Here is a 23,970-nt window from a genome sequence, read left to right as displayed (position 1 = left end):
AACTGCACCGCGCGCGCGCCAAGCCCTCTCTACCCCCGCCGCCAGCCGCCGCCCTCGATCGGCTGGGCCCCCGCCTCCGTCCACCGGTAGAACCCCTCCCCCGTCTTCTTCCCGAGCCTCCCCGCCCGCACCATCTGCCGCAGGATCACCGGCGGCCGGAACTGCTCCCCCACCTCGCGGTGGAGGTGCTCCAGGATCGCGAGCCGCACGTCCAGCCCCACGAGGTCCGTCAGCTTCAGCGGCCCCATCGGGTGCCGGTACCCGAGCTCCATCGCCCGATCGATGTCCACCGCCGACGCCACCCCGGACTCCAGCATCCGCATCGCCTCGGCGCCGAGCGCCACGCCCAGCCGGCTCGTCGCGAACCCAGGCGTGTCGTTCACCACGATCGGCGCCTTGGCCAGGCGCCTCGCCACCGAGAGCGCCGCCGTCACCGTCGACTCGTCGGTCTCGAGCCCCCGCACCACCTCGAGCAGCTCCATCACCGGCGGCGGGTTGAAGAAGTGCAGGCCGATCGTGCGCGCCCCCGCCCCGAGCCGGCGGCCGAGCTCCGTGATGCTCAGGCTCGACGTGTTCGACGCGAGCAGCGCCCGCGCCGGCGCCGCCGCCTTCGCCCGGCCGAGCACCTCCACCTTGAGGTCCATCTGCTCCGGCACCGCCTCGATCACGAGATCGGCGTCCGCCGCCGCGCGCGCGAGATCCGGCGACGCGACGAGCATCCCGATCATCTCGCTGCGCGCCTCGTTGAGCATCTTGCCCTTCTGCACGAGGCGATCGGTCGCGCGCTTGATGTCCTCGATCGCCGCGCCGACGCGCGCGGCGTCGACGTCGTGGAGGCGCGTCACGTAGCCGGCGACCGCGGTCACCTGCGCGATCCCCTGGCCCATCGTGCCCGCGCCGAGCACGAGCACCGTGCGCATCCGCGCGGCGGCGTTGTCCACCACCGTCGCGCTCACTTCGGCGGCGCTGGCGGCGGCGCGTTCGAGGCGCCCTTCTGCCGCCCTTCGATGCGCTTGCGCACCGCCTCCACCTCCTGGGGCGTCAGCTTGCGCAGGTTCGGCGAGCCCGGCGCGGCAGCGCCCGCGGCGTGGTCGTGCCCCTCGTGCCCGGGCGCCGCGCGCACGGCCCCCCCGGCCGGCCCAGGCCCGGGCGCCGCCGGGCGCGCCCCCGCCGGGCGCGCGTCGGCCCCGGGGGCCGGGCGCGCTCCCGCCGGGCGCGCGTCGGCCCCGGGCGCCGGGCGCGCGGCCGCCGGACGGGCGTCGGCCGGGGCGGGGCGCGCGGCGGCCGGCGCGGCCTGATCCGCGGCGTCGCCGTCGCCGCTCATCGCGAGGAACAGGACGCCCGCCACCGCGAAGACCGCGAGCCCCAGCGCAGGGACCCAGTTCGGGGTGGGCGGCTCGTCGGCCGGCAGCGCGCGAGCGGGCTCCCCGTCGAAGCCGTGGTGGTCGCTCACGCCGTGCGCCGCGGCCGCGTGAGCCTCTTGATGGGCCGTGCTCATGCGCGGACAGTTGCCGCACTTCGCAAGCGGCGTCGAGGGGGTTCCACGATCCGGCCGAAAGGGCGGCCGGCCGCGCTCAGCCCGCGAGCCGCCGGTGGCTGTCGAGCGCCGCGCGCTGATCCTCGAGATCGTCGCCGTACACCGCCTCGATCGCCTCGGCCGCGAGGCGGTGCTGCCGCTCCGCCGCCGCCTTCGGCTGCATCCCGTACGCCGCGTCGCGGATCAGCACCGTGCAGAACTCGAAGCGGTGCTCCCCCATCCGCGACCAGATCCGCTGCGCCTCGCCGAAGCGCAGGTGATCCACGAGGACCGACGCGTCCGGGATCATCCGGGCGAGCACGCGGGTGTCGAACTCGCGCCCGAGCACCGCCGCGGAGATCACCGTCTGCCGCGTCCGCGGCTCCAGCCGCTCGAGCCGCGCGACGAGCAGGCTGTTCACGGTCCGCGGCGGCATGAACCGGCTCGAGCGCGCGGCCTCGTGGGTCGACCCGTACCGGCCGTCCTCCAGCCAGTACGCGAGGATCTCCTGCGCGAAGAACGGGTTGCCGCCGGCGGTCTGGCCGAGCAGCGACTCGAGCATCGTCGGGATCGGGCCGCCGAAGAACGGCTCCGCCAGCGCGAGCAGCCGCTCCTGGGGCAGCGGCGCGAGCTCGATGACCTGCGACGGGATGCCGGCCTCGAGCGGGATGCGCACGTCCGCCCCCTCGCCGGCGGCCGCGGGCCGCGCCGAGCAGAGCACCGCGAGCGGCAGATCCCGGCAGGCGGCGGTGATCGCGCGCACGGCCTCGAGCGAGGTCGGGTCGGCCCACTGCGCGTCGTCGAGGTGCACCACCACCGGCTGCAGCGAGCTCTCGGCGACGAGCAGCGCGGAGAGCGCCGCGAGCGCCTCCTCGCGCCGCACGGCCTCGGCCTCCGGCGTCGCCGGCTCCTCGCCCCGCAGCCGGAGCAGCCGCGCGAGCGCCTCGCGCGACCGGTCGATCCCCTGCCGCACCTCGGTCCAGGTCTCGGGCAGCCGCTCCAGGAGCAGCTGGAGCGCGAGATCGAGCCCCGCCTGCTTGGCGCGCTGGCCGAGCTCCGACGAGATCCCGAGGTACTCCTTGAGCGCGAACTCGAACGCGTAGAGCGGGGTCTTCAGCGTCTGGTCGCAGCGGGCCTCGATCCACAGGAGCGGGCGCATGTCCATGAGCTGCGCGCGCTGGTGGCGGTAGCTGTGCACGAGGTAGCTCTTGCCGATGCCCGCCTCGCCGAGGATGTACACGACCCCGGCGGAGCGCCCGGCGAAGAGGGGCTCGAGCGCGCGCGTGAGCCGCTCGAGCTCGGCCTCGCGGCCGATCGGGCCGAGGTCGTAGAACTCCTCCTGCACGGCGATGCGGCGGCGCTCGAGCGAGTAGACGAGGATCGGCAGGTCGTACCCGTCGAACCGGAAGATGTTCTCGGTCGACCACTGGTGGCTCGCCTCGCCCGCGAGGAACGCGCGCTCGTCCGCCCAGATCGACGACGGCGCGGCCTTGCGCGCGATCTGCGCGGCGAGGTGGACGGCGCGGCCGAGGCAGGCGAACTCGCGGCGGCCCCCGGCCCCGAAGAAGCCGGACAGGCAGCGCGCGCGGGTGATGCCCACCGCGAGCCGGGGCACGCCGAGGCCGTTGCTCTTCAGCTCGAGCGCGAAGTCGAGGGCGCGATCGTGGTCGCTCTCGTGCGCGACGGGAACGCCGAAGTAGAACAGCGCGCCGAAGCCGCGCTCGGTCACGTTCATGCCGGCGAACGTGGCGCCGAACATCGCCGAGATCTCGTGCAGCTGCTGGATGAGCTCCGTCGGGCTCGCCACCCGATCGAGCGAGAGCGCGACCGTCGTCACCTCGCGGATCTCGCCCTCCGGCGCGAGATCGCCCGCGCCCGGCGGCAGGAACGCCTCGGCGTCCGCGTCCGTCGGGGCCACCGTGACCGTCAGCGAGGGCGGACCGGTCAGGAGATCCGCCTCGTCGAGCTCCGCCACGCTCTCGCGGGCGCTGGCCGCGGGGAGCCGCTCGCGGAAGCTGCGATCGAGGTGCAGCTCGCTGTCGTCCGCCCCGCGATCGGTCGCCTGGCAGGCCTCGATCGCGGGGCCGTAGAGCAGAGAGTAGGCGCGATCCCGGGCGATCCGCACGATCGTCCAGTGGACCGAGCCCCACGCGAGCCCGATCCTGAACGGCATCGGCGCGCCGCCGGCGCCGAGCGCCCGCCGCGCGGCGAGCTCGAGGAGGTTGCGCCGCATCGCCAGGGCCGCGCTGCGCGCGAGGCGGGTGACGTTCCGCCCCGGCCGATCGGGGAAGAGCGCGGTGAACCCGCCGCCGGGCGAGAACGCCGCGACGAACCCGCCCGACTGGTGCACGGCCTCGAAGAGCGGCTCGAAGAGCGACCGCAGCGCGTCCGGATCGAGCGCCTGACGCGCGATCATCTGCTCGGCGAGCTCCACGACGGCCGGGAGCGAGACATGCAGGACGGCCGCGTCGACCGCCCCCGCGTACTGCCCTTCGGCATCCTGTTCGAGGATGAAGTCCGGGACGAGCGGGTTCATGTCGAAACTGTATCGGGGATCTCCTCCCGACACGAGGGTGGCCGGGGGGGCTCCTCGAACCGCGGGCGAGCGCCCTCGGGGGTGCGCGGAAAAGGCCGTTCCGGCGGTGCGCCGGGCGGGTCGTTCAGGGCGAGGGGCCAGCGCGTGGGCGGGGGTCAGTCCCGGATGAACGGCGGGGGCGGCGGGACGTCGTCGGCCGGCACCAGGCGGGAGGTGAAGAAGACGCGCACCGTGCCGAGCTCGAGGCGCGCACCCTCGAGCGTGAACGGCACCTTGCGGGTCTCCCCCGCGAGGCGCAGGGTCAGCTCGCCGCGCACGGCGCCCGGCGCGCCGGCGAGCGCGGGCGCCGAGGCGCCGTCCCCGGCCGAGGCGCGCGCGATCTCGACGACGTAGCTCCCCTTGGGGAGGTTCCGCAGCGCGAGCGACTCCGCGCGCGCGCTCGTCGCGTCGCGCGAGCGCACGCTCACCGGCCCGAGCGTCGCGCCCATCCAGGAGAGGCGCCGCCCCCGCGCGTCGATGAGGGCGAGGTCGAGATCGGCGCCGCCGGTCCACGCGGCGCTGAGCTGCACGTCGCCCGGCAGGTCCGCGGAGGGCGGCGCGTCCGGCTGCGCGAGCAGCCGGTCGACCGTCGCCCGGACGGCGGACGTCAGATCGAGGCGGAGCTGGCCCGCGAGCTCGCTCATGCCGCCCTCGCCGGCGCACCGGATCGCGGCGGCGGCGAGCTTCGCGTCGGCGGGCGCGAGCTCGGCGAGCGTCACCCGGTGCTGGCACGCGTACGCGGGCCGGCCCGCCGCGTCCCAGAGCTCGGCGAGGCGCGCCTGGGCCGCCCGGTCGCCGGGGCGCACGTCGGCGAGGCCGCCGAGGATGCGCACCGCGCGGTCGCGATCGCCCTGCCGGGCCGCGAGGTCGGCGCGGGCGACGAGCGCGTCGGGGTCGAGCGCGTCGCGGCCGCTCCAGCGCGCGGTCAGCTCCTGGGCCTCGCCGAGGCGGCCGGTCGTGGCGTAGAGGGCGTAGAGGCCCACGGTCCGGTCGCGGCTGTCCGGGGCCGCGGCGAGCGCCGCCTCGGCCTCCGCGGTCCTCGCCGCGCTCTCGGGGGCGAGCGTGTTCGTCGCGTCGAAGCTCACCTTGCGGTCGAACACCCGGCGCATCGGGATCATCCGCCGCGGCCGGGGCCACGGATCGTCGGCGGCGCCGTCGGGCCAGCGCCTCTGGGCGCGGTCGTCGCTCTTGGGCTCCGGCCGCGGCGCCGCGGGCGCGGCGGTCGTCGGCGCCGGCGCCGGCCTGTCGGCGTCGCGCGGGGCCGAGGGGGGTTCGAACAAGTCGGCGGGCATCTCGGGCATGGGCTTGGCGGCCGGCGCCGGCGGGGGGAGGGGAGCCGACGCCGATTTGCGGCGCGGCGCTGCCTCCGCGGCCGCCCAACCGCGGCCGCCGCCGCCCAGGCCGCTGCCCGACACGCCGAGGCCGTTCGCGGGCCCCATCCCCTTCGCTTCCTCCTTCGCGGCGCTCTCGTCCGCCGCGTCGTCGGGCTGCTCCCCCTCGGCGCCCGCGGTCACGCCCTGGGCCTGCTCCTCGCCCGTGAAGGCGGAGGCGATGCCGTCCCGCTCCAGGCCGAACGCCTTGAACATCGCCTCGCTCTCCAGCACGAGCAGCGACGTGAACCGGCTCGCCACGGAGAAGCGCCGCGACAGCTCGATGATCGCGGGCTTCTGCGCCTCGCCGCCGGTCTCCTCGAGCTCCGCGATCTTCGCCGCGGCGTAGAGGCGCGGGACGAAGGCGTTGCCCGCGCCCGAGCCGGCGACGATGCTCACCGGGTAGGTCTGCTCGAAGCGCTCGCCCGAGACGCGGCCCCGGAGGCGGATCGCGCCGGCGACGTCGGCGCCGGAGCTCATCCGCGCCACGACGATCGCCTCGCCGCCGGCGCGGATCGGGTCGAGCCGCGCCGGCGTGACCTGGGTGAGGCCGGGCGGCAGCTCGAGCTCGGGATCGCGCAGCGCGAGGCCGTAGGCCGCGCCGAGGACCGACTGCGCGGCGCTCGCGACCTTCTGGCCGGGCACGTAGGGGACCATCACCCCGCCGCCGCCCCGCGCGAGCGCCCGGAGCGACGTCGTGTCCGCGTCGCTCCCGAGCGCGACCGCGATCACGGCGGCGCCTTCCGCGGGGACGGCGCCGCGCACCGCGGCCTCGATGTGGGAGGGGCGGGTCGGGCCGACCGAGGGCGTGCCGTCGCCGAGGTAGAGGATCCGGAGCTCCTTGCCGTCGAGCGGGCCGGCGGCGGCGCGCGCCGCGATCATCGCCGCGGCGAGGTCGCTGCCGCCGTCGGGCTCGATGCCGCCGAGGAAGCGCTCGACCTCGCCGGCCGACGCGGCGCCGGGCGCCATGGGCCGCGCGGCGCCGCCCTGGGCGCCCTCGCCGAGGGAGCGGCAGAGGGTGTCGCACGCGAGCACGACGACCTCGTCGCGCCGGTCCATCTCGCGGACGATCGACGAGGCGAGCCGCGTCGCGCGGGCGAAGCGCTCGCCGACCATGGACCGGCTCGCGTCGACGACGATCGCGTGGCGCCGCGAGGTCGACTCCTCCCAGCGGGGGAGCCGGGGCCTTATCGCGATCGCGACGTAGGGCGACGCGTCGCTCGCGATGGCCCGCGCCGCGGCGAGCGACGCCTCGTGCTCGGCGCCGTCGCTCTTCGACGACGCGCCCGGGCCGCCGCTCCTCGGCGCGCTCGCGGCGCGGGGCCCGGCCGGCCCCGCGGGCGGCTGCGGGGACGCGGCGGGGGGCATCCGGTAGGCCCACGCGGTGACCGGCCGATCGCGATCGGGGAGCGCGTACTCGACCGTGAGGTCGCCGGCCGGCGTGAACCCCTGGGCGCGCAGCGTGCGCCGATCGGCCGCGCCCTCCGCGGGGGCGGCGGCGAGCTCGTAGCCGCGCGCCTCGACGCCGAACGCCCGGTCGTGGCCGAGCACCTGGAGGTCGAGCGAGAAGTCGCCGATGCTCGTCGTGCCGCTCTGGTCGTGCGCGAGCGGGTAGGTGAAGCGGCGGACGCCGCCCGACTGCTCGACGAGCTGCGTGTAGGTGAGCACGACGCGGCGCGAGCCGCGCTTCGGGATGGGGAAGATGCGGAGCTCGAACCGGCCGCCGCGCTGCCACTCGAGCAGCGCGGGGTCGCGCCACGGGCCGGGGACCCAGATGATCTCCTCGCGCGGCTTGGGCGCCTTGGGGGCGGCGTTCTGGAGGACGCCGCGCCAGATCGCGGCCCCGCGGTCGCGGTCGACGAACGCGCCCTCGATCAGTTTGCCGTCCACCTCGAGCGCGAGCCGCTCGATCTGGGCGCCCGGCGGGAGCGGGAAGCGGAAGATGCCCTCGAGCTCCTCGTCGGTGTCGTTGGCGAAGGTCTCGTCGATCTCCGTCCGGGCGACGACGTCGACGATCCGCACCTTGACCGCGTGCTTCGCGAGCCGCACGGCCCGCTCTTTCTCCTGGGTCGCGCCCGGCTTGCGCGCCCTGAGCTCGCCGAGGCCGCGGAGCGCCGGGGCGTCGGCCTCCTCGGCGGAGCGGTCGCTCCACGCGAGCGTGTCGGCGAGCGAGGTCGCGCTCGCGACGTCCGGCGCGGCGCCCTGCGCGAGCGTCGCCTCCTCGCCGGCGCGCACCTCGACGGGCTCGCCCCGCTCGCCGGTGACGCGCACGGCGCCGCGCGCGACCTCGACCGAGGCGCGCCCCGGGCTCGCGGTGACGGCGAGCTTCGTGCCGAGCACCTCGATCTCGCCGTGCGGCACCTTGATGCGCGCGGGCGGCGCGCCGGGGATCGGGGCGACGTCGAGGACGACGGCGCCCGCATCGACGCGCGCCGCGCGGGCGTCGCCGGCGATCCACACGCGCGAGCCGCGGTCGATGGCGAGCGCGGAGCCGTCCGCGAGCGCGAGGTGCGCGCGCGTCCGCGTGTCGGTGCGCAGGGTCGCGCCCTCGGGGAGCGCCGCGCCCGCTTCGAGCGGCGCGCAGGCGCCCGCGGCGTCGCACGCCTCGAGGCCCCCCGACCGGTCGGCCGACGCGCGCGAGACCGAGGCGACCTTGCCGGACCAGGGCGCGCCGGCCGTCACGGAGGCGGCCGGCTGCACCGTTTCGCCGCGCCGCAGGGCGATCCCGGCCGTCACCGCCGCCGCGGCGGCCAGGGCGGCGGCGGCCATCACCGAGCGCCGCCCGAAGGCGGCGCCTCGCGCGCGGCGCGGCGCCGGCGCGGCCCGCTCCGGGCTGGAGGAGCGCGCCTCGCCGGCGTGTGCGCGGGCGGCCGCGCTGCCGGTGCGCGCGTCGGTCGCGGCGCCGCCGGCCATGTCGCCGGTGCGCGCGCCGGTCGTGTCGCCGGTGCGCGCGCCGGTCGTGTCGCCGGTGCGCGCGCCGGTCGTGTCGCCGGTGCGCGCGCCTGCCAGCTCCTCGCCCGCGCGCTCCTCGCTCGCGCGTTCCTCGCTCGCGCGCTCCTCGCCCGCGCGCTCTTCGCTCGTGTGCGCCTCGGGCACCGCCTTGAGCACCGCGCCGCTCGTCGCGCCCTCCGAGGGGCGGGCCGCCTCGAGCCGTCGGAGCAGCGCCTCGGCGAAGTCGCCCGCCGGCCGGAAGTCCGCGCCCGCCGCCGCCGCGACCTCCGCGGCCCGCGCCGCGTCGTGGCGGAGGTCGCGGCACGCGTCGCAGCCGGCGATGTGCTCGTACAGCGCCGGCCGCGCCGTCCCGTCGAGCACCTCCGCGAGCTGCTCCTCGACCTCGCCGCACAGCCCCGCCGAACCCGTTTCCGTCGCGCTCATCGCCCTACTCCTCGCCCAGATCGGCCCTGAGCCGCGCCAGCGCGCGGCTGACGCGCTTGCGCGCCGCCGCCTCGTCGATCCCGCACGCGATGGCCACCTCCTTGAAGGAGAGCCCCGCCTCGAAGCGCAGCACCACCGCCTCGCGCTCGCTCGGCTTGAGCCGCGCGAGCGCGGCGCGGGCGCGCTCGGCCCGCTCGCGCTCCAGCGCGAGCTCGCTCGCGTCCGGCCGCGGCCGGGTGTCGTGCACGAGCCGCAGCCGCGCCTCCCGACGCGCCCGGAGCTCCGTGTGCCGCCCGCAGATGCGCCGCGCGATCCCGAAGAGCCAGGCCCGCACGCTCCCCTCGGCGCGGTACTGCGGGAACGCGTCGAACGCCGCGAGCAGCGTCTCCTGCACCAGCTCCTCGCTCTCGGCCTGCGATCCGGTGAACGCCATGCACAGCCGCCCGAGCGGCATGGCGTAGGCCCTCGCACACCGCGACAGCGCTTCCCGGAAGTCGCCTGCCCCGATCAGCCCCTCGATCGCGCGAGCTTCGTCCGCCCGCGCGTCCCCCTCCGAGCCCACGAGCGCTAACCCAGCTGCCATCGCTGCCTCATCGCCGGCCATGTGCCCCCGTCCCCCGCGTTCGTGACCGGTTTTTTTTCGCCCCCCGCCCCGGCGGGCTCCGGTGCCCGATCCCACCGTACAGGGCGGTCCGGCCTTTGCCTTTTGCAATACGATCCCAGCCGCAGCAGAATCGGCAGTCGCCTCAGGAGCCGCGCTTATGAATGAGACACGCCCGTCTGTTTCCGCGAAGGCCACGTCGCCCGGGGGGGCCGGGCCGAGCGCTCCCGTTGACACCTCGCCTGTGAAGCGATGGCGACGGTCGCTGGCCCTCGCCCTCGCCGCGTCGCTCGCCGGCGCCCTCGCCGCGCCCGCGGCGCTCGCGCAGGGCGCGCCGGACGAGGAGCAAGCTCAGGAGGACGTCGAGGGAGAGGCCCCGCCGCCGGCCCAGAAGGCGCGCAAGCGGGGGGTGCTCCCGGCCCGGGCCGACGTGGACGTGAAGGAGAGGAAGGCGGCCCCCGCCGACCCGAAGCGGGGCCCGGCCGAGAAGGACAAGGACCGGGACAAGGCGGAGCCCCCGGTCGAGGAGCGCGCCGCCCGCGGCGTGGCGATCGTCGAGCGGGGCGGGCAGGTCCTCGGCCTCGGCGCGGTGCTCGCCGGCGACGGGCGCATCCTGACGGCGCTCTCGCCGCTCGGCGCGGGCAACGACCTCACGGCGCGCCTCGCCGACGGGACGACCGTGCGGGTGAAGCTCGGCCACCACGACCGCGTGTGGGATCTCGCGCTGCTCGTGCCGCAGACCGGCAGGTGGGCCGAGGGGCTCACCGCCTCGTCGCGCGATCCGGTCCGGCAGGACGCGCAGATCCGCGCGTTCTCGGCGGCGCGCGGCAAGGTCGCGGCCGTCCCGATCGTGCTGCGATCGCACCGGACGCTCCTCGGCGGCGACGACCGGCAGCTCGACGACGCGATCGAGCTCGGGTCGCGCGTCTCGCCGCTCGACCTGGGCGCGCCCCTCATCGACGAGGACGGCCGCGTCGTCGCGATCCTCGGCCGCGGCTGCGCCCCGAACGAGGGCAAGCCGTGCACGCCGGTCGCGTTCGGGGCGCCGATCAGCGCGATCCGCGGGTTCCTCCGCGCCGTGCCCCCGACGGCGGTGCAGCCCGCGGGGTGGCTCGGGATCCAGGGCGTCAGCGAGGCCGCGCCGGTCGCCAAGGGGGTCCGGGTCACGGAGGTCCACCCCGGGAGCCCCGCGGACGAGGCCCGCCTGAAGGGCGGCGATCGCGCGGCGAGCGACATGATCCTCGCCGTCGACGGCGTGCCCGTCACGAGCCCCGAGGCGCTCGCCGACGCGATCCGCACGCACGCGGTGGGCGAGAAGGTCCCCCTGACCCTGCTGAGCGGCGGGAAGTACCGGCAGGTCACGGTCGTGCTCCGCGCCGCCCCGGATCCGAAGGCGGCCGCGGCGAAGCGGCCCGAGGCCGAGCTCCCGCCGCCGAGCTCAAGCGGCAAAGCCACCGAAGAGTACCGCAAGTAAGCGAAAAATGATGGGGGTCCGCGCCGGGATTCTATAAGCTCGGCGCTCGGGCGCGATCCGGTTGACACTGCGTCAATCCAACCTCCAGGATCGGGCCTGAGCGGCTCGATCGGGGCGCTCGCGGTTCTCATTCGGCCCCGCGCCTCGCGCGGGGCCTTCGATCGGGTGATCCGTGTCCCAAACGTTTCGAATCGAAGTGGCCGGCGAGACGAACGTCGGGCGCAAGCGCAACCACAACGAGGACAACTTCGGCATCATGGTGGAGTACGGCCTCTTCATGGTCGCCGATGGGATGGGGGGGCATGCGTCGGGCGAGGTCGCGTCGAAGATGGCTGTCGACGCGATGCAGGACTTCTTCGCCCAGACGCAGGACGACCCGGAGCGGACCTGGCCCTACAAGATGGACCGGTCCAAGGGGTATGAAGAGAACCGCCTGATCACGGGCATCAAGCTCGCCAACCTGCGTATCTACGAGACGGCGCAGCGCGAGGCGAAGAAGCGGGGAATGGGGACGACGTTCGTCGGCATCTTCACGGCGAACGACGGCGTCTACGTCGCCCACGTCGGCGACAGCCGGGTCTACCGCTTCCGCGAGGGCAGGCTCGAGATGCTCACCGAGGACCACTCGCTCCTCAACGACTACATCAAGATGAAGCGCCTCACGCCGGAGGAGATCGCGAACTTCCCGCACAAGAACGTGATCGTGCGCGCGCTCGGGATGAAGGACACGGTCAAGGTCGACACCCGGTTCGAGGTGCCGCAGCTGAACGACCTCTACGTCCTCTGCTCCGACGGCCTCTCCGGCCCGGTGAGCGACTCCGAGATGGCGCAGATCCTGTCGGACCACCAGGACATCCAGGTCGCGACCTCGAAGCTGATCGAGCGCGCGAACGAGAACGGCGGCCCGGACAACGTCACGTGCGTCCTCGTCCGCTGGACCCAGTGAGCGGCGGTCACCCGCTTCGGATACGGGCCCACCTCGACGTTTTCGGTGCTCGGCGTGCTGGAGCACGCCTGCGCGCCGAAAACGCCGATCTGGGCCCGTCTCCTGTGCGGGTGACCGCCGCTCGGCGATCGCCGCTCCGGGGGGAGCGTCGCTCCGCGGGAGCGCGGCTCAGGGAAGAACGCCGCCGCTCCAGGGGACCAGGATCAGGAACACGAAGGCGATGAGGGCCAGCATGAACAGGCTCGTCATCAGGTAGGTCGAACGCGGCGAGCGCGCGGTGCTCCAGCCGTCCCCGTAGAACTTGCCGCGGGAGCGCACGCGGATCCGACGCTGCACACCGCTGAGCAGGCTCGGCGGCGCCGCCGGGGGCGCGCGCATGGCGCCGCGGACCAGCTCGCGCAGATCGACCTCGTCGACGAGCGGCAGATCGGCGTCGTCGGGCAGATCGCCGTCGTCGGGCAGATCGCCGTCGTCGGGCAGGTCGCGCGGCGACGCGACCGCGTCGCGCGGCGGTGCAGCGCCGCCGCGCGATCGGTCCGCGGGGGGCGCCGTGGGACGGCTGCCGCTCTCCACGCCCGGAGCGGCCGGCTCCTCGGCCTGCCCCGCGCCCCTGGGGTCGTCCGCTCCGCTCATTTCCCGCCTCTCACCTTCTCGCCCATCACCTTCTCGACGAGCGCGCGGAGCTGCCCGCGCGCGCGATGGATCCGGCTCTTCACGGTCCCGTCCGGTAAACCCGTCACCGAGGCGATCTCTTCGTAGGACATGTCCTCGACGTCGCGAAGGATGAGCGCCTCCCGAAACTCGGGATCGAGCTGGCCGATGGCGTGCTTCACGACCGCCTCGAGCTGCATCCCCTCGACGAGCTCGTCGGGGCGGCTCACATCGCCGACGCTCACGCCCTTGGCGGCGGACAGCGGCACCCGGTCGACCATGGCGTCGACGTCGTCCTGGGCGCCGGCGTGCCGTCGCGAGAGGTACTTCGTCCGGTTCTTACAGAGGTTCACGGCGATGCGGTAAATCCAGGTCGAGAGCTTCGATTCGCCGCGGAACTGGTCGATCGCCTTGAAGACCTGCACGAAGACCTCCTGGGACAGGTCCTCGGCCTCGTCGCGCCGGCCAAGCATGCGGTAGACCAGCGCGAACACGCGGCGCTCGTACATGATCACGAGCTCGTTGAACGCGCTCTCGTCGCGCGCGACGAGCCGCGCGATGAACTGGGCCTCGCTCACCTCGATCTGCGCCGCGGGCTCCACGCCCGCGTGGATCGCGGCGCCGCGCGCGCGATCGGCGTCGGCGCGGATCGTGGCGCCGCGCGTGCGATCCGCATCTGCATGGGTCGGGGATCCGCGCCCGCGGTCCGCATCTGCGCGGCTCGCAGCGCCGCGCCCGCGGTCCGCATCTGCATGGGTCGGGGATCCGCGCCCGCGGTCCCCTTCATCGCTCGCCACGCCGTCCGGTCCTCCAGGATCCAGGATCTCGCCCCCGCCCCGCGGCAGGCGCAGAGCCTTCGGTGAGACCACGGTAAACAACCCCGGCTCGACCGCGCCAGACAATAGCGAGCAGGCAGCGGCGCCGGACGCGCCCGCGACGCTGTGCGGCCGCGCCCGAGGCGCTCCCGTCAGCCCGATGGAGATCGCCCGCCACGATCCCCCTCAGAGGGCGCGGGCGCTCGATTGGTTCCGGCGCGTGGATTCGAACCACGATTAGGGGATTCAAAGTCCCCCGTCCTGCCCTTGAACGACGCCGGAGTGCCGCGGGACCGGTGCCGGCCGCCGCGCGGCGCGCACCTTAGCGCGAGTCGCGCAAGATGGCACCCGTCCCGACCGACGGGCCGGCTCCGCGGCCCGGATGGCCGATGCCGCGCGCGCCGTCCGGCTCGTACCGACCTCGCCGCAGGCGGACCTGCCCGCGCTCACGCCGACCCAGGGGCGCCGGCTTCGCGCCCGCCGCCGGAGCCTTCCCCGCCCGCTGCGGCGGCAGCTCGGGCGCATCGGCACCCTCGGCCAGAGCCGCGCCGGCGCCCTCGGCCGGAGCCGCGCCGGCGCCCTTGGCGAGCGCCGGGGCCGGCGTGGGGGCCGCGGCGGGGAGGGCCGCGGCGCCGGCCGCCCCGGCGAGCGCCGGGGCGTGCGCGACGACCTGGGCGGCGGCCGCCGCGACGCCCGGGGCGACCCCGAGACGCGCCGCCGGGGCGGCCGCGGCCGTCGAGGGCGCTGCCGCAGGGGCGAGCGCGTTCAGCACCGACAGGCCCAGCGCCAGCACGATCGCCGCGCTGCCCGCCGCGAGCGAGACCGCGCTGCGCGAGGCGCGGCCGCGCCGCGCGAGCCGCGCGAGGCGCGCGAGCCGCGACCAGGTGCCCGACGCGCGCCCGCGCGGCGCCTGGTCCGCGTCGCGCGCGCCGCGCGCCGGCCCGCGTCCCGGCTTCGCGGCGCCGGCCCGCGCGGTCCCGGCGCTCGGCAGCGTGTCGGGCGGCGACGACGGGACCGCCGGGAAGCACGACGGGATCTCGAGGGAGATCGGCGGCGAGGTCGTCTCGTGCCGCGCCGCCGCCTCGGCCGGCGGCAACGGGGCGAGGAGGAACGAGTCCGCGCGCTCGTCGCGGGGGCCGCCCGGGTGCGGGCGCGGCGCGACGGGCCGGAGGTGGTCGGGGGTCAGCGCGAAGCTGAGCGGGCCGGTGGACTCGGGCCCCTCGCCCGCGGCGGAGAGGGCGGGCGCCTCGTCGCGCGGGGGCGGCTGGGAGACGGTCCAGCCGAGCGCCTTCACGTCGCCGGCGGGCGTCCAGCACTCGAGGCCCTCGCGCCACACGCGCGTGCTGTGCGGAAGCTCCCCCAGCTCCAGCGCGCGCCACAGCGCGACCGTGCTCATCGCCTCCAGCCAGTCGCCGTGGTCGACGCACCAGGGCCTCGATTCCGCCGGTTCGTCCGCGCGTTCCTCCGCGCTGCTCGCGTGCGAGCTGAACGGCATCGTGGGGGCGCTGCAGAGGCTCAGATGCCCCTGCCTGTGCCCCTCCACGCCGCTCGGCGCCGGCACCCCGTCGCAAAGCCCCTCCACCTTGTACGCCGCGCTCGGGCCCATCGCTGTCTCCCTAGCGAGCTGCGGCGATCCACCCGATGCTTCCGGGTCCACCTCCGCTGCTCTCGTGCGTCGGTAGCGGATGCTGGCGCGGTGGGCCAAGAAAGTGCCGGGTCGGGCCGGGCGCCCGGGACCGCCGCGCCGTGCGGGAGCGCGCGGCACGCGCTGCGCGTGAGGGCGCGCGTGCTGCTCGGCCCGGCGGCTGCGGTCAGAGATCCGTGTAGTTGTCGGAGAACATCGCGCGCTGGCCGAGGAAGCTGATCTCGAGCATGCCGCCGACGTCCGTCTCGCCGGTCGAGTGCCGGTCGATGCTGAGCGCCGGCATCAGCCGGATGAGCCCGCGGTACTTCGTCCCTTCCGGCGCGCGCGCCAGCGTCACGTAGACCGGAGCGCGCAGGCTGATGCGGACGTCGTCCGGGGCCTCGTCGTTGAGCGCGACCGCGACGCGCGCGCCGAACGCCGCGCGAAACGTGGCGTTCGCGACCTTGTCGACGATCCCGGCGTGCGCCGTGAGCGTGAGCTCCTGGCTCTTCCTCGGCGCGCCGAGCACCTCGCGCTTGCAGCGCGCGGCCGGGGCGAAGGTGGTCGACTTGGTGATCGGATCGACGCCGGCGACGACGTCGCCCGCGGGCTCGCACCACTCGATCGTGTCGCTCGACGCTGTCCAGCGCGAGTCGAACGCGACCTGCCCCTCGATGGTCGGCGCGAGCTTCTTGCCGCCTTGGCCGATATAGACGGCCGCGGCGCCGGCGCTCCAGGGCAGGGCGATGAGCTCGCGCGGCGCGTAGGTCGGCGGCAGGCTCGTGTCGCGCCGCCCGGGGCCGGGGCCGAGATAGTTGAACCGGGTGCGCCCGACCGCGCCGCCGACGTAGAGGATCAGCGGCGGATACGCCGAGCTGCCCTCGCCCTCGAAGTCGAGGCGCGCGAACGAGGCCGACAGGCGCAGGCTCCCGATGGGCGCCTGGGCCGTCTCGTCGGCGCTCGAGAGGCCGATCAGCGTGGCGAGGCCGTTCGCGGTCGCCACCTCGGCCTCGAGCACGGTGCTCACGTCCCACGCCGTCGGATCGGTCACCTCGCCGAAGCCGGCCAGCACCCCGAAGCCGACGCGCGCGAGCGCCGCGCCCCCCGAGGTGCCCGTGACCTCGGCCGGCACGAGGTAGACGAGCTCGCGCCCCGTGCCGGCCGGCGCGATGGGTGCGCCGGCGGTGGGCGAGGCGGGCGCGATCGGCGCGATGGGTGCGCCGGCGGCGGGCGAGGCGGGCGCGACCGGCGCGATGGGTGCGCCGGCGGCGGGCGAGGCGGGCGCGACCGGCGCGATGGGGGCGCCCGGCGGCGCGGGCGCCGCGGCTGCGCCGGCGTCCGGCGGCGGTGCGGCAGGCGCGCTCGGGGCGGCGGGCGGCGCGGGCTCCGACGGGGGCGCCGCGCCCTGGGCGCGCGCGGGCGCCGCCAGCGAGAGCGAGAGCGACAGCAGCGCAGCGGTGTGCAGGAGCAGCAGGGATGTTCTCATGGCGCCACCGTGAACTTGAAGGTGAGGTTCTCGGCGCCGTTCGACGTGTCGTACTCGGCGCGGGTGCTCTGGTTCGTCTTGGGGTCGAAGGCGAAGATCTGGAACTTGCCGCTGCCGTTCCGGACCCTGAAGCGGAATACGTAGCTGCCGGGCTCCAGGTCGAACTCGGGGAAGACCGTGTTGCGGATCGAGAATGGCCTCACCCCGGCCGGATCCCCGGCTGGGGCGGGGTCCTCGAACAGGTAGCCGACGGCGCTGAGGTGGTACTCGTCGCTGTGGAGCTTGAGCTTGATCCTCTTCATGGCGAGAGCGATCCTCTCACACGCGCGCGGCACGGTACAGCGGCTGGCGGCCGCGCGACACCTCGCGAAGATCACGGGATCGAGGGGTGCTCCTGCGAGGGCCCGACGGTCTGGCCACCGTCGCGCGGCGTCGCCAGCTACGTCATCCTGCCGGCGTCTCCCGAGGCGGGCACATGCTCGCTCGGCCCCGACGCACGGCGAGGACCGGCCGCGAGGCGGCGCTGCAGTCCGGCCGTCCGCGGCCGGGCTTCCGTCGGGCATGGCCGCTGGCGCCGTTGGCCCCGAGATCGTCGCTGGTTTCGTGATGGGAAGATTTGAATCACAGGGGCACAGAGGGAGAGAGAAGAGATGAATCATCTCTCTTCTTCTTCTCTCCCTCTGTGCCCTCTGCGCCTTTGTGGTTCCTCATCTCATCATTCAGGGATGCGTCTCGACGACGCGGTATCAGCAGCGGCCGCAGGTGTCGTTGCAGAACCCATGCATCCCACGCGCGACGAGGTGCGCGCGCTCTATGGGCAGCACGCCGAGGAGACCGGCCAGCCGTTCACCGACGCGGCGATCGAGCGCGCCGTGGAGCTCACCGGCGTGCGCCGCGTCCTCGAGCCGCTGCTGGAGGGAGGCGCGCCTGCTGCGCGAGTTCGCCGCGTTCTGGCGCGAGCACGGCGCGGTGCTCGCCGGCCGCATGCCCTACCACGAGGTGGCGCCGCAGCTCGTGCTCATGGCGTACCTGCAGCGCGTGGTGAACGGCGGCGGCCACGTGGACCGGGAGTACGGCGTCGGCCGCGGCCGCATCGACCTGCTGGTGCGCTGGCCCCACACCGGGGAGGACGGCAAGCGCGCCTGGCAGCGGGAGGCGATCGAGCTCAAGGTCTGGCGCGCCGGCGAGAGAGACCCGCTGCCGAAGGCGCTCACGCAGATCGACGCCTATCTCGACGGGCTGTCCCTCGACACCGGCGTCGTGGTGATCTTCGACCGCCGGCCCGGGGCCGACCCCGAGTCGGGCACCCGCTTCGGGGAGGCGCTCACCCCGTCGGGTCGCCGGATCACGGTCCTCCGCGCCTGATCGAAAGGCCCGACCGAAGGCGCTCCCCGCCGCGTCGACGGGCCGTAAGGCGATGGGCGCGAGCGCGCCGTCACGAGGGCGACGCGCGTGAGCGCGCCGTCACCGCCGCACGACGAACATCGCCGCGAAGTACCCGTCCGTGCCGTGCACGTGCGGCAAGAGCCGGAACGCGTCCCCGCCCCCCGCGAGCTCCCGCGCGAGCTCCGCGTCGAACGGCGCCGGCTCGAGCCGGACGCCGAGGTCGTCGTCCGCCGGCCCCGCGAGCCGCGCCGCCACGGCCTCGCACTCCTCGCGCAGCACACTGCACACCGCGAACACGAGCCGCCCGCCGTCGCGGGCGCGCGTCGCCGCGCGGCGCGCGATCGCGACCTGCAGGTCGGCGAGGCGCGGGAGGTCGTCCGCCGCGCGCCGGAGCGCGATCTCCGGGCGCCGCCGCAGCGTGCCCACCCCGGAGCAGGGCGCGTCCACGAGCACCCGGTCGTAGCCCTCGGGGACGTCGCCCGCGCCCACCGTCCAGTCCACGGCGTACGTCTCGCGGACGAACGCCGCGGCCCGCTCCAGCCCGCCCCGCGCGCCTGCGCCCCCGCCGCCCTCGCCCACCGCGCCTGCGGCCTCGCCGCCCCCGCCCTCGGCGCCTGCGCCCTCCGAGCTCGCCGGGGGCGCGCTCAGCGCCGCGCGCAGCTGCGAGAGCTTCGCGGGATACAGGTCCGCCGCGTCCACCGCGCCCCCGGGGAGCACCGCGCGCGACAGGAGCCACGACTTGTTGCCCCGGCCGGCGCACGCGTCGAGCACGCGCTCGCCAGGCCGCGCGCCGAGCGCGAACGCGAGCGCCTGCGCCCCCTCCTCCTGGCCGATCCACGCCGCGCCGAAGCCGGGGAGCCGCCGCAGATCGCCCGCCCCACGCGCGACGATCGCGGCCGGCGAGACGCGCCCCGCCTCGAACGTCGCGGCGGGCGCGGCGCCCCGCAGCGCCGCGAGCCACGCGTCGCGGTCCTCGCCGGGCGAAAGGCAAAGGCCGGTCGGCGGCGGCACCGGGCCGGCCGACAGGAACGCCTCGGCCGCGGCGCGGCCGAGCGAGCGGCGCAGCGCCCCCCGCAGCCACCCCGGCGCCGAGGCGACCACCGCGTCGGCGAGCGGCGGGCGACCGCCGGCCTCCACGGCCGTCGCGACCTTGCGCAGCACGGCGTTCGCGAACGCGCCCACGCGCGGCCCGCCGGCCGCCTGGGCGCCGTCCACCGCCTCGGAGACGGCCGCGAACGAGGGGACGCGATCGAGGAAGCACAGCGAGTACGCGCCCATCAGCACGTGCGCGCGCACCAGCGGGTCCGCCGTCCAGCGGCCCTTCGCGGCGAGCTCGGCGATCCGCGCCTCGAGCGCCGCCTGCGCGCGCAGGACGCCGTAGACGAGCTCGGTCGCGAGCCCCACGTCCCGCGGGTCGAGCGCCGGGGCGCGGCGCAGCTCGCCGTCGAGGGCCGCCGACGCGAACGCGTCCGAGCCCCACACCCGCGCGAGCACGCGCGCGGCCACCGCGCGCGCGGCGCTCTCCCCGGAGCGCGCCGCGGCGCCGCCGCCGTCGCGCCCGCCGCGTTGCGCCCGGTCAGCCAACGAGCTCCTTGAATTGCCCCTGGATCACGTCCCAGCGGCGCTCGACGTCGTTCTTGAACGCGATGCCCATCAGGCCGATGAGCACCATGAGCCCGACCAGGCTCGCGATCTCGCGGACGCGCAGCGGCAGCGGGCGCCGCAGCACGGCCTCGAACGTGAAGAACAGGAGATGACCGCCGTCGAGCACGGGGATGGGCAGGAGGTTGATGAGCCCAAGGTTGATCGAGATCACCGCCATCGCCCAGACGAAATAGCTGACCCCCTTCGCGCCCTCCTCGCCGATCACGTCGTACACCGTGATGGGGCCGCCCAGCGTGGAGATGCTGACCTTGCCCTCCATGATGCGGACGATCCCGACCACGATGAACCGGATGACGTCGTACGTCTCGTCGATGGCGCTCTCCAGGGCGAACTGGAACGCGGACGGGCTCTCGACGTAGGGCTCGGCCACCATCGGCGACCAGTTCGACGCGCGCAGGTAAAAGCGCGGGCGGTGCTGGCCGTACTCGTCGACCCAGTCCTCGCGCCGGAGCTCGATCGTGCCGCTCTTGCGCTGGCCCGAGCGCTGCCAGGTGATCACGTGCGGCCGGTCGGGCGCCGCGAACAGCCGCTCGACGAACGTCGACCAGGCGGTGACCTCGACCCCGTCGACCTCGGTGATGCGATCGCCCGGCCGGAGCTCGGCGTCCCACTCGGCCGAGCCCACGGGCACCTCGGCGACGTAGAGATCGGCCGGCTCGATGCCGGTCCGCGCGAGCAGATCGCCGTGGCCGCTCTCCGGGGTCAGCGCGGCGACGCCGGACTCGTAGACGGCGAGCTCGGCCAGCCCGCCGAGCGCGTGCGGCACCGGCATCGGGCGCAGGTACGTGACCGGTACCGTGGCGCCGCGGCTCTCCTCGAGCGCGAGCTCCAGGTCGGCGAACGTCTTCACCGGCGTGCCGCGCACCTCGGTCACGACGTCGAAGGTGCGGAGCCCGGCGCGGAACGCCGGCGAGTCGGGCCGCGAGACGCCGACCACGGCGGCAGGGCGGCTCGGCTTGATGCCGATCTCGCCCACCCGATCGACGATCTCGAGCGGCTTCTGGACGACCTTCTCCTCCGGGACGACCGTGACCTCGACGTGATCCTTGTTGCGGAACACCTTGAGCCGGAGCTCCTGGTTCGGGCTCTTGGCGACGATGCGGTGGAGCTCGGCGAAGGTGCTGACGCGCTCGCCGTCCACCTCGAGGATGCGATCGCCCGGGAACAGCCGGCCCTCGGCCGGGTGCCCCGGCAGGACCACGCCGACCGTCGGCGGGACGAAGCGGCTCTCCCCGATGAAGACGGCGAAATAGAGGAGCACCGGGAAGAGCACGTTCATCGCCGGGCCGGACATGACGATGATCACGCGCTTCCAGAGCGCCTGGGACTCGAAGGTGCGCTTGCGATCCTCGGGGAGCACCGCCTCCTGCCGGTTCTCCTCGAGCATCTTCACGAAGCCGCCGAGGGGCAGGAGCGCGATGCAGTACTCCGTCTCCCGGCCCCGCAAGCGCAGCACCCGGGGGCCGAAGCCGATCGAGAAGGTGAGGACCTTCACGCCGAAGATCTTCGCGCACACGAAGTGGCCGAGCTCGTGCACGAAGATGAGCACGGAGCAGAGCAGCGCGAAATACAGGAGGTCCACGGCGGCGGCTCTCTTTACGCGAGGCCGGGCGCGGTGACCACTGGGGAGCGACGGCTCAGCGGGGCGGCGGCCTCGGCAGGTCGCCGTCGGCGCCGCTCGCGCCGTTCGCGCGGGCGCGCGCCCCGCGCACCCTGCGCCGGGCGCGGCGGAGCGCGAGCTCGGCGGCCTCCTCCTCGGTCCGGAAGCGGTCCTCGAGCGCCGCGAGCAGCTCGTCCGACCAGGGCTTGCCCTCGGTCGCCTCGATCGCCTCGAGGAGCAGTCGCGCCCGCGCGCGCCGCTCGATCTCGGCGCGGTAGCGCTTGCGCTGCACGAGCAGCATCGTCACCCAGACCGCGAGCGCGACAGCGGCAGCGCCGAGCAGCCACGTGATCGTGCTGACGAGCTGCGCGCCCTGGTCGGCGAGGTGGCCGATGCGCGAGAGCATCGAGTCGTCCCGCCGCTCGCCCCGCTGCTGCGCCTCGATGAGCGCGTCGTTCGCGCCGGCGACCATCTCGCGGGCGACGACGCGCGCCGTGTTGCCCAGCGCGCGCTGGAATTCCTCGCTGCCGAGCAGCGACGTCACCCCGGGGCCGAGGTTCTCGGCGATGACCGCCTGGAGCGCCGGGCCGAGCTGCTCGCGCATCGCCGCCGCCACGGACGGGCCGAGATCGGCCTCGTCGAGGCTCTCCTTGAGCTGCTGGACGCTCGCCTCCACCAGCGATCCGGCCGCGCGCTGGAGCTCGCGCCGGCCGTCCTCGCCGAGCGCCCCGTCGAGCGCCCCGCGCATCGCGCTCCGCACGACCCCGCGCGCGTACTGCGCGGTGAGCGCGTCGATGCGCGCGGCCCGGTCCTCCTCGCCCAGCGAGGCGAGCGTGCCGTCGAGCAGCCCGGCGACGAGCTGCCGCTGCGCCGCCCTGATCTCCGGGCTCGCCATCATCCGCGCGATGCGCCGCTGGGTCTCCGCCTCCTCCAGCTTGCGGAGCCCCTCGTCGATCGCCGCCGGCGTCTGGACCCGGGCCACCTCGGCGTCCACCGAGGTGATCCTCGTGGGGAGGGCGCACCCGCCGGCGCCGAGCGCCAGATAGAGCGCGGTGAGGAGCCCTCCCAGGAGACCGCCGGATCGAGCGCCTCGCGCACGCATGAGAGGGCGCTTTGCATCGCCGGTGCCCGCCCCCGGTCCGTCGCGCCGCATGCGCCCGAGCCCAGCGCGCACGCGCGAGAGCTCACAAAAACCTGCAATTCCGCCTCGTGGCGAAATGCCACAGAGCACAGAAGTGAGTCAATCGCGCGCCGGAGGCCCGCGAGACCCGCGCATCCGTGATATCTCACCGATGGAAATCGGCCGGGCGCCGCGCCCGCGAGCGGACGCCCCCGGCGGACGGTAACCGGGCCGGTTCTCGCGATGTGCCCCCCAACGAACTGCGAGGTCCCATCATGAAGCACACGATTGAGCACGACCTGAACGACAGCGAGGCGAAGGTGGCCACCGAACGAGCGATCGCGCAGTACCGAGAGCGGTACGCGGAGTACGAGCCGTTCCTCGTGTGGCGCGACGAGAAGCGCGCCGAGCTCGGCTTCTCGGTGAAGGGGGTCAAGCTGAAAGGCAGCATGGAGCTGCGCCCCGGCGCCGTGGACGTCGATCTCGACGTGCCGTTCCTCCTGCGCCCGTTCAAGGGAGTGGCGATCGCCGCCATCGATAAAGAGGTTCGCCACTTCATCCAAGAGGCGCACAAGGAACGGGCGCAGGGCGGGGGCAAGACCGCCTGAGCGAGCGGCCTGATCCGCCGTGGACATGAGCGTCCGCCGGCGCTATGTTGGTGCGACAGAATTCACTTCGCCGGCCGAAGCACGCCTCGCAACATGACTCACTCCAGTGCTCGGCCGGCAGGGGCTGTCTCCTCGCCGCGCGCCCTTCGTCCCGCCGCGGCGCTCACGGCGCGATGGCCCTGACGGCCGTCAGCTTCTGCGAGGCGAGCACGAGGTGGATGGCCGCGATGCGGCCGCGCGCGTCGACGTCGCAGCGGATGACGTACCGAGGCGCCACCTTGTCGACGGGGGCCCCGCGCTCGACGACGAGCCCGACGAGGCCGTTGAGCAGGCGGCTCTCGTAGCGGAGGTCTCCGCCGCCCTCGTGCCGCAGCAGGCCGATGAAGAGCCGCGCGACCCGGCTCGGGCCGACGACGATCCGGCGCGCGGCCCTGTACTCGCCGTTCGCGTCGCTGACGACGCGGACCCCCTCGCTGAGGAGGGCCTCGATCGCGGCGACGTCCTGTGTGGCCAGGGTCTCCAGGAAGCGCGCGAGCGCCGCGCCCGACCGCTCGACCAGCTCGGGCGAGGGGCGGCAGCGCTCGCGCTCGTACGGCTCGAGGGCGCGGCGGGCGCGGTGGTGCGTCGTCTTCACGCTGGCCTCCGACAGGCCGAGCGCGTCGGCGGTCTCCTGCACCGAGTAGTCGAAGACGTCGCGGAGCAGGAGCACGGCGCGCTGCTGCGGGGTGAGCGCCTCGAGCGCGATGAGGAACGCGAAGGACGCGCTCTCGAGCAGGTCGTAGCGGCCCTCGGTGCCGTCCTTGCCCGGGATCTCGAACGACGGCGGCTCGGGCTCCGTCTCGATGGGCGAGGGGAGCCACGGGCCGTCGTAGGCGCGGCGCTTGCGGCGCCGCAGGGCGTCCCGACCCAGGTTGAGCGCGACGCGCGCGAGCCACGGCCGGACGGGCTCGTCCGTTCGCGCGGGCGGGCGCTCCAGCGCGCGGACGAACGTCTCCTGCACGATGTCGTCCGCGTCGGCGGCGCTGCCGGTGAGCCGGTAGCAGAGCGCCCAGAGGAAGCGCTCGTGCTCGCGGTAGCTCGCGGCGACGAAGCTCGGCGGCGGGGCGAGCGCCGCGCGGGCAGCGGAGGAGGCCGTGGAGCTGCTCATGGATCGCCCGG

General features: G+C 75.2%; 18 protein-coding genes and 1 tRNA gene. 4 read left to right on the top strand and 15 right to left on the bottom strand.

The window, feature by feature from the left end; all coding sequences use genetic code 11:
• Nucleotides 1-29: 29 nt before the first annotated feature.
• The 5 genes from WMF26_RS44645 to WMF26_RS44625 form a co-directional block, all read right to left on the bottom strand.
• Nucleotides 30-920, bottom strand: a complete 891-nt coding sequence (locus WMF26_RS44645) for a 3-hydroxyacyl-CoA dehydrogenase family protein (protein ID WP_438002486.1) — start codon at nt 918-920, stop codon at nt 30-32.
• Between the two features lie 32 nt (nt 921-952).
• The gene (locus WMF26_RS44640; RefSeq protein WP_437997699.1) at nt 953-1,498 is read right to left on the bottom strand and encodes a hypothetical protein; all 546 of its coding nucleotides are present in this window, start codon (nt 1,496-1,498) and stop codon (nt 953-955) included.
• Nucleotides 1,499-1,574: 76 nt separating this feature from the next.
• On the bottom strand, nt 1,575-4,052 hold the full coding sequence (locus WMF26_RS44635) for an AAA family ATPase (protein ID WP_437997698.1): 2,478 nt from the start codon (nt 4,050-4,052) through the stop codon (nt 1,575-1,577).
• A 155-nt stretch (nt 4,053-4,207) separates the two neighbouring features.
• Nucleotides 4,208-8,836 (bottom strand): VIT domain-containing protein, encoded by a 4,629-nt coding sequence (locus WMF26_RS44630; RefSeq protein ID WP_437997697.1) that lies wholly within the window; start codon nt 8,834-8,836, stop codon nt 4,208-4,210.
• A 4-nt stretch (nt 8,837-8,840) separates the two neighbouring features.
• Nucleotides 8,841-9,419 (bottom strand): RNA polymerase sigma factor, encoded by a 579-nt coding sequence (locus WMF26_RS44625; protein WP_044989539.1) that lies wholly within the window; start codon nt 9,417-9,419, stop codon nt 8,841-8,843.
• A 262-nt stretch (nt 9,420-9,681) separates the two neighbouring features.
• On the opposite strand from WMF26_RS44625, the gene WMF26_RS44620 reads away from it, so the two are divergent.
• Both WMF26_RS44620 and WMF26_RS44615 read left to right on the top strand, forming a co-directional pair.
• Nucleotides 9,682-10,911, top strand: a complete 1,230-nt coding sequence (locus WMF26_RS44620) for a S1C family serine protease (protein WP_437997696.1) — start codon at nt 9,682-9,684, stop codon at nt 10,909-10,911.
• A gap of 172 nt (nt 10,912-11,083) precedes the next feature.
• Nucleotides 11,084-11,857 (top strand): Stp1/IreP family PP2C-type Ser/Thr phosphatase, encoded by a 774-nt coding sequence (locus WMF26_RS44615; protein ID WP_061626148.1) that lies wholly within the window; start codon nt 11,084-11,086, stop codon nt 11,855-11,857.
• A 168-nt stretch (nt 11,858-12,025) separates the two neighbouring features.
• On the opposite strand, the gene WMF26_RS44610 is transcribed toward WMF26_RS44615, so the two are convergent.
• The 6 genes from WMF26_RS44610 to WMF26_RS44585 all read right to left on the bottom strand — a co-directional run bounded on the left by WMF26_RS44610 (nt 12,026) and on the right by WMF26_RS44585 (nt 16,735).
• Complete coding sequence (locus WMF26_RS44610; RefSeq protein WP_437997695.1) at nt 12,026-12,490, bottom strand: hypothetical protein; 465 nt, start codon at nt 12,488-12,490, stop codon at nt 12,026-12,028.
• Nucleotides 12,487-13,110, bottom strand: coding sequence for a sigma-70 family RNA polymerase sigma factor (locus WMF26_RS44605; protein WP_437997694.1), 624 nt, complete (start codon nt 13,108-13,110; stop codon nt 12,487-12,489). Before WMF26_RS44605 ends, WMF26_RS44610 begins: the two co-directional genes overlap by 4 nt.
• A gap of 421 nt (nt 13,111-13,531) precedes the next feature.
• Nucleotides 13,532-13,605, bottom strand: a tRNA-Gln gene (locus WMF26_RS44600).
• A 40-nt stretch (nt 13,606-13,645) separates the two neighbouring features.
• A complete protein-coding gene (locus WMF26_RS44595; protein ID WP_437997693.1) occupies nt 13,646-14,929 on the bottom strand; it encodes a GYF domain-containing protein in 1,284 nt (427 codons plus the stop codon).
• 205 nt (nt 14,930-15,134) lie between these two features.
• On the bottom strand, nt 15,135-16,433 hold the full coding sequence (locus WMF26_RS44590; protein WP_437997692.1) for a hypothetical protein: 1,299 nt from the start codon (nt 16,431-16,433) through the stop codon (nt 15,135-15,137).
• Entirely contained in the window at nt 16,430-16,735 is a 306-nt protein-coding gene (locus WMF26_RS44585; protein ID WP_061629550.1) for a hypothetical protein, read from the bottom strand. The genes WMF26_RS44590 and WMF26_RS44585 overlap by 4 nt, the downstream gene beginning before the upstream one ends.
• A 511-nt stretch (nt 16,736-17,246) precedes the next feature.
• Between WMF26_RS44585 and WMF26_RS44580 the strand changes: the two genes are divergently transcribed.
• Nucleotides 17,247-17,798 (top strand): hypothetical protein, encoded by a 552-nt coding sequence (locus tag WMF26_RS44580; RefSeq protein WP_437997691.1) that lies wholly within the window; start codon nt 17,247-17,249, stop codon nt 17,796-17,798.
• 99 nt (nt 17,799-17,897) lie between these two features.
• Here the strand turns inward: WMF26_RS44580 and WMF26_RS44575 are convergent, their stop codons facing one another.
• The 3 genes from WMF26_RS44575 to WMF26_RS44565 are packed head-to-tail and all read right to left on the bottom strand — an operon-like array spanning nt 17,898 to nt 22,186.
• Nucleotides 17,898-19,403 (bottom strand): RsmB/NOP family class I SAM-dependent RNA methyltransferase, encoded by a 1,506-nt coding sequence (locus tag WMF26_RS44575; RefSeq protein WP_437997690.1) that lies wholly within the window; start codon nt 19,401-19,403, stop codon nt 17,898-17,900.
• A complete protein-coding gene (gene rseP / locus WMF26_RS44570) occupies nt 19,396-21,066 on the bottom strand; it encodes an RIP metalloprotease RseP (protein WP_437334126.1) in 1,671 nt (556 codons plus the stop codon). Before rseP ends, WMF26_RS44575 begins: the two co-directional genes overlap by 8 nt.
• 55 nt (nt 21,067-21,121) lie before the next feature.
• On the bottom strand, nt 21,122-22,186 hold the full coding sequence (locus WMF26_RS44565) for a hypothetical protein (RefSeq protein ID WP_437997689.1): 1,065 nt from the start codon (nt 22,184-22,186) through the stop codon (nt 21,122-21,124).
• 293 nt (nt 22,187-22,479) lie between these two features.
• On the opposite strand from WMF26_RS44565, the gene WMF26_RS44560 reads away from it, so the two are divergent.
• Nucleotides 22,480-22,812 carry a polyhydroxyalkanoic acid system family protein gene (locus WMF26_RS44560; protein WP_020740911.1) on the top strand — a complete coding sequence of 111 codons (333 nt, stop codon included), beginning with the start codon at nt 22,480-22,482 and terminating at the stop codon, nt 22,810-22,812.
• A gap of 163 nt (nt 22,813-22,975) precedes the next feature.
• Here WMF26_RS44560 and WMF26_RS44555 read toward each other — a convergent pair whose 3' ends face one another.
• The gene (locus WMF26_RS44555) at nt 22,976-23,959 is read right to left on the bottom strand and encodes a sigma-70 family RNA polymerase sigma factor (RefSeq protein WP_437997688.1); all 984 of its coding nucleotides are present in this window, start codon (nt 23,957-23,959) and stop codon (nt 22,976-22,978) included.
• Nucleotides 23,960-23,970: the final 11 nt, after the last annotated feature.

The sequence above is a fragment of the Sorangium sp. So ce185 genome (genome assembly GCF_051526825.1).
Taxonomy (GTDB): Bacteria; Myxococcota_A; Polyangia; order Polyangiales; family Polyangiaceae; genus Sorangium; species Sorangium cellulosum_D.
Note: the sequence above shows the minus strand (reverse complement) of the source record. Positions and strands in the feature narration are given on the sequence as shown.